Source organism: Methylobacterium sp. CCH5-D2 (genome assembly GCF_001556475.1).
GTDB classification, from domain to species: domain Bacteria; phylum Pseudomonadota; class Alphaproteobacteria; order Rhizobiales; family Beijerinckiaceae; genus Methylobacterium; species Methylobacterium hispanicum.
In genome coordinates, this window is record NZ_LSIX01001134.1 from 1 (window position 1) to 9531 (window position 9531).

At 71.8% G+C, this 9531-nt stretch carries 12 protein-coding genes; 3 read left to right on the forward strand and 9 right to left on the reverse strand.

The window, feature by feature from the left end; genetic code table 11:
* The 5 genes from AX737_RS30815 to AX737_RS30830 form a co-directional block, all read right to left on the reverse strand.
* Nucleotides 1–346, reverse strand: a 346-nt coding sequence (locus AX737_RS30815; protein WP_066927923.1) for a gamma-glutamylcyclotransferase family protein, incomplete at its 3' end; no start/stop codon positions are given.
* Between the two features lie 21 nt (nt 347–367).
* A complete protein-coding gene (locus tag AX737_RS37605; protein WP_280949112.1) occupies nt 368–490 on the reverse strand; it encodes a hypothetical protein in 123 nt (40 codons plus the stop codon).
* Complete coding sequence (locus tag AX737_RS30820; protein WP_066927925.1) at nt 487–717, reverse strand: hypothetical protein; 231 nt, start codon at nt 715–717, stop codon at nt 487–489. The genes AX737_RS37605 and AX737_RS30820 overlap by 4 nt, the downstream gene beginning before the upstream one ends.
* 9 nt (nt 718–726) lie before the next feature.
* Nucleotides 727–2730, reverse strand: coding sequence for an acetyl/propionyl/methylcrotonyl-CoA carboxylase subunit alpha (locus AX737_RS30825; protein ID WP_066927927.1), 2004 nt, complete (start codon nt 2728–2730; stop codon nt 727–729).
* Nucleotides 2731–2863: 133 nt separating this feature from the next.
* Entirely contained in the window at nt 2864–3304 is a 441-nt protein-coding gene (locus tag AX737_RS30830) for a hypothetical protein (RefSeq protein ID WP_066927929.1), read from the reverse strand.
* Between the two features lie 279 nt (nt 3305–3583).
* Here AX737_RS30830 and AX737_RS30835 point away from each other — a divergent pair, with 279 nt between their 5' ends.
* A complete protein-coding gene (locus AX737_RS30835) occupies nt 3584–3763 on the forward strand; it encodes a DUF1328 domain-containing protein (protein WP_066927931.1) in 180 nt (59 codons plus the stop codon).
* 1 nt (nt 3764) lies between these two features.
* Nucleotides 3765–4640 carry an SDR family NAD(P)-dependent oxidoreductase gene (locus tag AX737_RS30840; RefSeq protein WP_066927933.1) on the forward strand — a complete coding sequence of 292 codons (876 nt, stop codon included), beginning with the start codon at nt 3765–3767 and terminating at the stop codon, nt 4638–4640.
* A 73-nt stretch (nt 4641–4713) separates the two neighbouring features.
* Here the strand turns inward: AX737_RS30840 and AX737_RS30845 are convergent, their stop codons facing one another.
* Nucleotides 4714–5676 carry a cation diffusion facilitator family transporter gene (locus AX737_RS30845; protein WP_066927934.1) on the reverse strand — a complete coding sequence of 321 codons (963 nt, stop codon included), beginning with the start codon at nt 5674–5676 and terminating at the stop codon, nt 4714–4716.
* A 190-nt stretch (nt 5677–5866) separates the two neighbouring features.
* Between AX737_RS30845 and AX737_RS30850 the strand changes: the two genes are divergently transcribed.
* Nucleotides 5867–6304, forward strand: coding sequence for an HIT family protein (locus tag AX737_RS30850; protein WP_066927937.1), 438 nt, complete (start codon nt 5867–5869; stop codon nt 6302–6304).
* A 147-nt stretch (nt 6305–6451) separates the two neighbouring features.
* Here AX737_RS30850 and AX737_RS30855 read toward each other — a convergent pair whose 3' ends face one another.
* From AX737_RS30855 to AX737_RS30865, 3 genes are all read right to left on the reverse strand, one after another.
* A complete protein-coding gene (locus AX737_RS30855; RefSeq protein WP_066927939.1) occupies nt 6452–6862 on the reverse strand; it encodes a PilZ domain-containing protein in 411 nt (136 codons plus the stop codon).
* 93 nt (nt 6863–6955) lie between these two features.
* Nucleotides 6956–7186 carry a hypothetical protein gene (locus tag AX737_RS30860; protein WP_066927941.1) on the reverse strand — a complete coding sequence of 77 codons (231 nt, stop codon included), beginning with the start codon at nt 7184–7186 and terminating at the stop codon, nt 6956–6958.
* A gap of 195 nt (nt 7187–7381) precedes the next feature.
* Complete coding sequence (locus AX737_RS30865) at nt 7382–9454, reverse strand: NAD(+) synthase (RefSeq protein WP_066927943.1); 2073 nt, start codon at nt 9452–9454, stop codon at nt 7382–7384.
* Between the last annotated feature and the right edge of the window lie 77 nt (nt 9455–9531).

Sequence of the window (9531 nt, forward strand, 5' to 3'; positions counted from 1 at the left end):
CCGCGAGATAGCCCGGCCGCGGCACGCCGGGCGTCGCGCTGCGGCCGAGATAGATCAGCGCCCGCTTCACGCCGCCCGCCGCCGCGACCGGCTGGTAGGCTTTCACGTAGAGCCCGCCCGAGACGCCCTCGTAGCGGTCGAGCGTCGGCACGTCGGCGAGCGCCAGCTCCCAGAGCACGCCCCAGACCGAGCGGCCGGGATCGCGCAGGACCGAGGCGTAGCCCTCGCGCATGATGATGAAGCGGTGGCGGCGCAGCTCCGCCCGGCCGACGAGGCGCGAGGCCGGGCAGCGCAGGGCCATGGCGGCGGCGTCCATGTTGGCGCCGTAGGCGAAGTAGAGGGGCATGATGGCGGAGCGGTCGCTGCCCTACTCGCCGGGCCGGCCGTCGTGGCGGCGCGCCGCGCGCTCGTTGGCGAGGACGGCGGCGTAGGCCGCGGCCAGGACGACGGCCGGAATCACGAAGGTGACGAAGATCTCGCCCGCATTCATGGCTTCAGGCTCCGCAAAGCGCGTCTCGCCAGCAGATGTAGGCTCGCGCCGGCGCACAGCCAAATCGCAGCGAAGAACGCCGTCCAGGGGCTCGGCGGCGGCGCGCTCGCCACGCCGAAGCTCACCGCCGTGAGCGGCGTCACGACGCCCAGGATGACGAAGGCCACCGCGACGGTGTTGATCGCGGTGGCGAGAAGCTTGGTCTGCTCGTCGAAGGTCGCGCTCACCGCGCGGCGTCAGGCGAATTCGAGGATCACCGCGTCGACCGCGAGGCTGTCGCCCTCCTTGGCATGGATCTTCGAGACCGTGGCGTCGCGCTCGGCGCGCAGCACGTTCTCCATCTTCATCGCCTCGACCACCGCGATCGGCTCGCCGTTCTTCACCTCCTGGCCTTCCTTGACCAGGATCTGCTTGACGAGGCCCGGCATCGGGCAGAGCACCTGCTTGCCCGAGCCCGCCTGCTCCTTCACCGGCATCAGGGCGGCGAGTTCCGCCTCGCGCCGCGTGTAGACCCGCGCCTCGGCCGCGCAGCCCGCGTGCTGGAGCGCGACGCCGTTGAGGAGCCCCCGCACCTGGATCGCCGCGCGCTGCGCGCCGATCGTGCCGGTCCAGACCGGCGCGCCGGGGCGCCAGTCGCTCGCCACCAAGTGGGCGGCGCCGTCCTGTTCCGTCACCACGACGCCGTCCTCGTGCGGATCGACCGTGACCGGGTAGGCCTGGCCGGCGAGGATCACCACCCGGTCGCGCTCGAACTTGAGGAGCGCGGGGTCGCGCATCTGGCCCGAGATGCCGCGCTTGCGCTGGTTGAGCTGGTGGTCGATGGCGGCGGCCGCCGCCATCATGCGCTTGGCGACCGCGCCCGCGGGCTCGGGGGCCTGGAAGCCCTCGGGGAACTCCTCGGCGATGAAGCCCGTCGAGAGGCGGCCCTCCTGCCAGCGCGGATGCGCCATCAGGGCGGAGAGGAACGGGATGTTGTGGCGGATGCCGTCGATCGCGAAGGCGTCGAGGGCCTCGCCCTGCGCGGCGATCGCCTCGGCGCGGGTCGGCGCCCAGGTGACGAGCTTGGCGATCATCGGGTCGTAGTGGATCGCGATCTCGCCGCCCTCCTCCACGCCCGTGTCGTTGCGCACGATGGCGTGGCCCTGGCGGCCCTCCTCCGGCGGCAGGTAGGTGGTGAGCCGGCCGATCGAGGGGAGGAAGTTGCGGGTCGGGTCCTCGGCGTAGACGCGGCTCTCCACCGCCCAGCCGTCGAGCTTGACCTGGTCCTGGCTCAGCGGAAGCGGCTCGCCCGCCGCCACCCGGATCATCAGCTCGACGAGGTCGAGGCCGGTGATCATCTCGGTGACGGGGTGCTCCACCTGGAGGCGCGTGTTCATCTCCAGGAAGTAGAAGGACTTGTCCTGGCCGGCGACGAACTCGACCGTGCCGGCGGAATCGTAGTTCACGGCACGCGCCAACGCCACGGCCTGCTCGCCCATCTTCCGGCGGGTCTCTTCATCCAGGAGCGGCGAGGGCGCCTCCTCGATGACCTTCTGGTTGCGGCGCTGGATCGAGCACTCGCGCTCGCCCAGGTAGATGACGTTGCCGTGCTTGTCGCCGATCACCTGGATCTCGATGTGGCGCGGGTCGGTGATGAACTTCTCCACGAACACCCGGTCGTCGCCGAAGGAGGACGAGGCCTCGGACTTGGCGCGCGCGAACCCTTCGGCGACCTCGTCGGCCGAGTGGGCGATGCGCATGCCCTTGCCGCCGCCGCCGGCGGACGCCTTGATCATCACCGGATAGCCGATCTCGTCGGCGATCTTGACCGCGTGCTCGGGGCTCTCGATCACGCCGAGGAAGCCCGGCACGGTCGAGACCTGGGCGGCGGCCGCCGCCTTCTTCGACTCGATCTTGTCGCCCATCGCGGCGATCGCGCCCGGGTTCGGGCCGATGAAGACGATGCCGGCCTCCGCCAGCGCCCGCGGGAAGGCCTCGCGCTCCGAGAGGAAGCCGTAGCCCGGGTGCACCGCCTGCGCGCCCGTCTTCTTGCAGGCCTCCACGATCTTCTCGATCACGAGGTAGGACTGGGCGGCCGGCGCCGGGCCGATATGCACCGCCTCGTCGGCCATCGCGACATGGACGGCGTCGCGGTCGGCGTCCGAGTAGACCGCCACGGTCTTGATGCCCATCCGGCGCGCCGTCTTGATGACGCGGCAGGCGATCTCACCTCGGTTGGCGATCAGAATCTTGTCGAACATGCGCCGCTCGGACCGTTGCTTCCCAGGATGATGATCCGGGTTCTGCAGCCCGGTCGAATCCCCGATAAAGCAGATGTGCGGCGGACGGAAGCTGTGCTTTGGGGGACCTTCTGGGATACCAGGCGGGGCCCGCTCAGGCGGCGAGCGCGAAGCGCGGGCTGCGCGCCGCGTCCGGCTGGCGCGACCAGCTGTTGGCGGCGAGCGCGAAGGCCGTCAGGTTCTCGGCGCTGGCCTGGGCCTCGCGCACGATCTCGACGGCGATGCGGGCGGCGACCGGGGTCGGGCCGCTGCGGCCGGACAGCGAGCCGGCGAGCCAGGCGGCGGTCTCGCGCTCGATCCGGCCGGTCGGGCGCTCGCCCCAGACCGCGAAATCGACGACCGCGGCGATCAGGTAATCGCCGAAGGCGGCATCCGCCGGCACGGCGCGCTCCAGGGCGATCAGCATGTCGGCCTCCTCGCGGCTGCCGATCCCGTCGGGGAGCACGTCGCGCATCAGGCGGCGCACGTCGGCCTCCGAGATCAGGCCGGCGCTCTTGGCATGGTTGCAGAAGTGCTGAAGAGAAATGTTGATCATTGCTTGCTGCCTCCCCGGCTGTTTGTCTGTGCCGGTGCTTGTCATTCGATGTAATGGACTATGGCGGCGGAGGATCCTCTTGGAGGTTAATGCGAAAGTCTGAACCCGTGTTCAGGTAAACGCTCGCTCACGAAGCAGGCTTTCGGGAATCTTGCCGCGCGGCGCCGGGGCGCCGGCGCCGCGCCATGGGAAGAAAGGCCGCGCGGGCGGCGACCCCCGCGGAACGGTGGCGCTTGCCCCGCATTGACGCTCGGTTTCTGCGCGCGGAGTCGACGTTCCATGACCCTCCTGAAATGGGCCCTCATCTGCTTCGTGATCTCGTTGATCGCCGGCGGCCTCGGCTTTACCGGCATCGCCTCCGGCGCCGGATCGCTCGCCCGCATCCTGTTCGGCCTGTTCCTGCTCGTCGCGATCGTGATCGTGGTCATCGCCTTCGCGATCGGGCAGGCGGTGTTCTAGCGTGAGCCCTGCCGGACAGGCCGCCCTCGCGGGGCGGGTCTGCCTCGTCACAGGCGCGACGAACGGCATCGGCTACGAGACGGCGCTCGGGCTCGCCCGCGCGGGCGCCGCGCTCGTCCTGGTGGGGCGCGACGCCGGGCGGCTGCGGGAGGCGGAGGCCCGCATCCGCGCCGCCGTGCCCGGGGCCCGCCTCGATCCCCGGCAGGCCGACCTGTCGAGCCAAACCGAGATCCGGCGGCTCGCGGCGGAGGTCTCCCGCGCCCACGACCGGCTCGACGTGCTGGTCAACAACGCGGGCGCGATCTTCGACCGGCGGGAGGTGACGGTGGATGGCATCGAGCGCACCTGGGCGCTCGACCATCTCGGCTACGTGCTGCTCACCCTCGAACTCCTCGACCTGCTGGCGGCCTCCGGGCGCCCGGGCGCGGCCGCCCGCATCGTCAACGTCGCCTCGCGGGCGCACGAGCGCGGCCATATCGCGTTCGACGATATCGAGGCCACGAGGAACTACAGCGCGATTCGTGCCTACGCGCAGGCCAAGCTCGGTAACGTTCTCTTCACCTGCGCGCTGGCCCGCCGCCTCGCCGGGCGCCCCGTCACCGTGAACGCGCTCCATCCCGGCGTGATCAACTCGGGCTTCGCCCGCAACACCGGCGGCGTGCTGGGTTTTGGCTGGGGACTGATTCGGCCGTTCCTCTCCACGCCCGAGAAGGGCGCCCGGACCTCGCTGCACCTCGCGGCGAGCCCGGCGGTCGAGGGCGTGAGCGGGCGCTACTTCGCGCGCTGCCGCGACGTGCCCTCCTCGCGCGAGAGCCGCGACGAGGCCGTGCAGGAGCGGGTCTGGGCGCTGAGCCTGGAGCAGGTCGGACGGGGCTGAGGGCCGGCGGTCGAGGATGGGGCGGGGGCTTTCCCCTCTCCCCGCAGGGCGGGGAGAGGGGAGACTCAACCCTTCACGCCACCGCTGCCCCGTCCCGGGCCGCGGCCCGGCGGTCCTGGATCTCGATGAAGACCCGCGTCACCTCGCGGTTGCGCTCGCGCAGCGTCCGGTCGAGGCGCGTCACCGCGCTCTCGATCTCGGCGCCCGAGAGGTCGTCCGCCATGTCGAGGCTGACGTTCACCAGGATGTCGTCGGGCCCGAGATGCTGGGTCAGCACCGCGTTGACGTGGCGCACGCCGGGCTCGGCGCGCACGATCTCGCGGATCTGGGCCACCACCTCGGGGTCGGCGGCCTCGCCGATCAGCAGGCCGTGCGTCTCGACCATCAGGAAGATCGCCATGCCCACCAGCACCAGGCCGATGCCGACCGAGGCCCAGCCGTCGAGCGCGGGTTGGTCGAGGACGTGCGCCGCCACCACGCCCGTGAACGCGATCACGAGGCCGATCAGCGCCGCCACGTCCTCGACCAGGATCGTGAACAGCGACGGGTCCTTGCTGCGGCGGATCGCGGTGATCGGCGGCCGGTCGCCCTTCTCGGCCCAGAACGCCCGCACGGCCACGAGGCACGAATAGCCTTCCGCGAGGATCGCGAAGCCGAGGATCGCCACGTTCACCCAGAAGCCCGGAAGCCGGTAGCCGAGGATGGAGGCGTCGGCGGCGGGCTCGGGGTGCATGATCTTCTCCGCCCCCTCGTAGATCGCGAAGATGCCGCCCCCGAGGAAGATCATCAGCGCGACCACGAAGGCGTAGAAGTAGATCTCGCGCCCGTAGCCGAAGGGGTGGCGCTCCGTCGGCGGCTTCCTGGCCCGCTTCAGGCCGACCAGGAGCAGGATCTGGTTGGCGGTGTCGACCACCGAGTGCGCGCCCTCCGCCAGCATCGCGGTCGAGCCGGTGAGGAAGGCGCCCACGAACTTCGCCGCCGCGATGGCGAGGTTGGCGCCCGCGGCGGTGTAGATGGCGCCGGTGCTCTCGGCCATGCGCGTCGGTCCTGGCTGGGCCGGCGCGGGGCCGGTCTCGGGGAGGGGTGAGCCTGCAATGAGCCGGCGGCGGCCAAGGTTCCGCCGAGGTTCCACGGAGGTTCCACGGAGGTTCCTCCCCGTCGGCGGTGGACGGGCGGGGCGCCGTTCGGCATCGTGCCGGGCGACCGAGGAGACGACCGGAGCCGCCATGTCCGCAGACACCCCCGCCTACGATCCCCAGAACGTCTTCGCCAAGATCCTGCGCGGCGAGATCCCGGCCCACCGGGTCTACGAGGACGCCCACACCCTGGCCTTCATGGACGTGATGCCCCAGGGCGAGGGCCACACCCTGGTGATCCCGAAGGCGCCGTCGCGCGGCCTGCTCGACGCGGAGCCGGAGGCGCTCGCGGCGCTGATCGCGAGCGTGCAGCGGGTGGCGCGGGCCGTGAAGGCGGCCTTCGCGGCGGACGGGCTGACGGTCTTCCAGTACAACGAGCCGGCGGGCGGGCAGACGGTGTTCCATCTCCACGTCCACATCGTCCCGCGCCGGGAGGGCGTGCCGCTGAAGCGCCACGAGGGCGGCATGGCCGACAACGCCGTGCTGGCCGCGCACGCGGAGCGGATCCGGGCGGCGCTGGAGGGGTAGGCGCCCGGGGCCATCCTATCGCCAGCACCGGAGAGCATGTGGCGCGGGGCGGCCTCCGGTTGAGCGCGTCGGCCGCGCATGACTCCCCCTCTCCCCGCCGCGCGGGGAGAGGGGGGGCGCTTCATCCGTGAACGGGTGCGGTACGGCTCAGGCCGCCGCGGTGCCGCCCGCCTGGGCCATGCCGGCGAGCACCCGCCGGAGCGCGGCGTTCTCGGCCTCGAGCTCGCTGACCCGGCGCAGCAGGACCGCCACGGAGGCGTCGGCCGCCTCGACGGCCGGAGCGGCCGGGGCGGGGACGGGGGCGGCCTCATCCGCGAAGGTGACGCCGATGCCGTCCGCCCGCCGCCAGCGCAGGGTCGCCCGGTAGGTGCGGTCCTTCTGCGGGATGTGGAGGTCGAAGCTTGCCGGCAGCGTCGCGGTCTCGCTCAGCGCCAGCCGCGCGCCCGAGGTCGAGAAGTCCCGGACCATGCAGTCCATGGAGGACGCGCCGTTGTTGAAGCTGATGCGCCCCTTCAGGAAAACGCGCTGGCGCACCTCGTTGCGATGCTCCGCCGACATCTCGCCTCCGCCGCAGGATCGGTGATCGAGGCCGATCCTGGCACCGCAGCCCTTAAGGAATGTTTCCCCCGATCCGCGACTCGCGGGGGCCGGTCAGGCGGTGTAGCGCCGATCCACCGTCTGGAAGAGGTAGAAGCCGTTGAAGCGCACGGCCGTGTCGGCGGCCCGGCCGTCGAAATCGCGCGGCGCCCCGTACTGCGTCCCGAGCTTGCCCTCGAAGGTCCAGCGCCCGCCGCCGAGGAAGGCCGGCACCGTGCAGGCCTCCGGCACCGCGCAGCACAGCCCCTCGATGCTCTTCAGGCGGAACAGATTGTAGCTTCGCATCGGAAGTCCTCCGCTTGGCCGCCCTCGTGCCGGCCCGATGGGCCGGTGCCGGTCGATTCGACCCGTGCCGGTCGACTTGACCGGTGCCGACGCGCCGGATCGGTGCCGCTCCCCCGCGGCGCGTGCGCTGCGGAGAATCGGCTCCGATGCAATGCATCGGCTTGACCGTTCCCATAATGGCACAATCGGTCGGGTTTATGTCGGCTCGTTTGCGGGGACGTTTCTCTCCAGCTCGTCGAGCCAGATCCGGGCCGAGGCGTCCGAGGGCGCGCGCCAGTCGCCGCGGGGCGAGAGCGAGCCGCCGGCCGCCACCTTCGGGCCGTTCGGGAGGGCCGAGCGCTTGAACTGGCTGAAGCCGAAGAAGCGGGCGAGGAACACGCCGAGCCAGCGCCGGATCGTGGGCAGATCGTAGGCGATGCGCTTGGCCTCGGGGAAGTCCGGCGGCCAGGCGCCGCGCTCCGCATCGCCCCAGGCGTGGAGCGCCAGGAAGGCGATCTTCGAGGGCCGGAACCCGTAGCGCAGCGTGTAGAACAGGTTGAAGTCCTGCAGCGCGTAGGGGCCGATCGTGGCTTCCGTGCTCTGGGGCGTGTCGTCGGCGTCCATCGGCACCAGCTCGGGCGAGATCTCGGTGTCGAGCACCGCCTGGAGCGTCCGGTTCTCCTCCGCGCCCAGTTGGCCCGAGGCGATGACCCAGCGGATCAGGTGCTGGATCAGGGTCTTGGGCACGCCGCTGTTCACCGCGTAGTGGCTCATCTGGTCGCCGACGCCGTAGGTGCACCAGCCGAGCGCCAGCTCCGAGAGGTCGCCGGTGCCGACCACGATGCCGCCGTGCCGGTTGGCGAGCCGGAACAAGTAGTCGGTGCGAAGCCCCGCCTGCACGTTCTCGAAGGTGACGTCGTAGACCGCCTCTCCCCGCGCGTAGGGATGGCCCATGTCGGCGAGCATCTGCCGGGCGGCCGGGCGGATGTCGATCTCGGCCGCCGTGCAGCCCATCGCCCGCATCAGGGCGTGGGCGTTGCCCTTGGTGCCCTCCGAGGTCGCGAAGCCCGGCATCGTGTAGGCCAGGATGTCGGAGCGCGGATAGCCCAGCCGGTCGAAGGCCTTGGCGATCACGATCAGCGCGTGGGTCGAGTCGAGGCCGCCCGAGACGCCGATCACCGCCCGCTTGGTGCCCGTGGCCTCGAGGCGCTGGGCCAGCCCCGCCACCTGGATGTTGTAGGCCTCGTAGCAATCCTGCGCGAGGCGCTCCGCCTCGGCCGGCACGAAGGGGAAGCGCTCGACCCGGCGCAGGAGGCCGAGATCCCCGGCCGGCGGATCGAGCCGGAAGCCGACCCGGCGGTAGGGCGGGGCGCCCTGCGCGCGCGCCGAAGCCTGGGCGTTGTCGTCGAAGCTGCCGGCCTGGCGCCGGTCCTGGGCCAGGAGGTCGAGGTCGATGTCGGCGATGGTCGCCACCGGCGTTTGCGGGAAGCGCTCGCCCTCCGCCAGCCGCACGCCCGCCTCGTCGATCGAGGTCTGGCCGTCCCAGGCGAGGTCGGTGGTCGATTCACCCTGCCCCGCCGCCGCGTAGACGTAGGCACAGGAGGCCCGCATCGAGGCCGCGCGGGTGAGGAGCGCGCGCGCATCCGCCCGGCCCACCGTGATCGGGCTGCCCGAGGGGTTGGCCAGCACCGTGGCCCCGTGCAGCGCCGCCCGCATGCCCGGGGCATCGGGCACCCAGAGATCCTCGCAGATCTCGATGCCGACGACGAAGCCGGCGAGGTCCTCGGCCTCGAACAGCAGGTCGGTGCCGAAGGGGGCCTCGTGACCGGCGACCCGCACGGTCCCGCCCGCGATCCCGACGCCCGAGGCGAAGTGGCGCTTCTCGTAGAATTCGCGGTAGTTCGGCAGGTAGCTCTTCGGCACCACGCCGAGGAGCCGCCCACCCTGGATGGCCAGCGCCGTGTTGTAGATCCGGTTGCCCCGGCGCAGCGGCGCGCCGACCACGAGGAGCGGGCGCAGGCGCGCGGATTCGGCGATCAGCCGCCCGGCGGCCTCCTCGACCGCGTCGAGCAGCGTCTCCTGCAGGAACAGGTCCTCGATCGCGTAGGCCGAGAGCGCCAGCTCGGGGAAGACGGCGAGCGCCGCCCCCCTGTCGTGGCAGGTGCGGGCGAGGTCCAGCACCGCGTCCGCGTTGCGCCCCGGCTCGGCCGGGTGGCTGCGGCCGGTGCAGGCGGCCACGCGCGCGAAGCCGTGGCGATAGAGCGAGCGGAACTCTGGAACCTGGGTCACGGCGGGGCGGCCTCGCGTGCGGGTAACCTTGCCGGGGATCTAAGGCAGGCCGCCCCCGCTCTCCAGCGGGGCGGGGG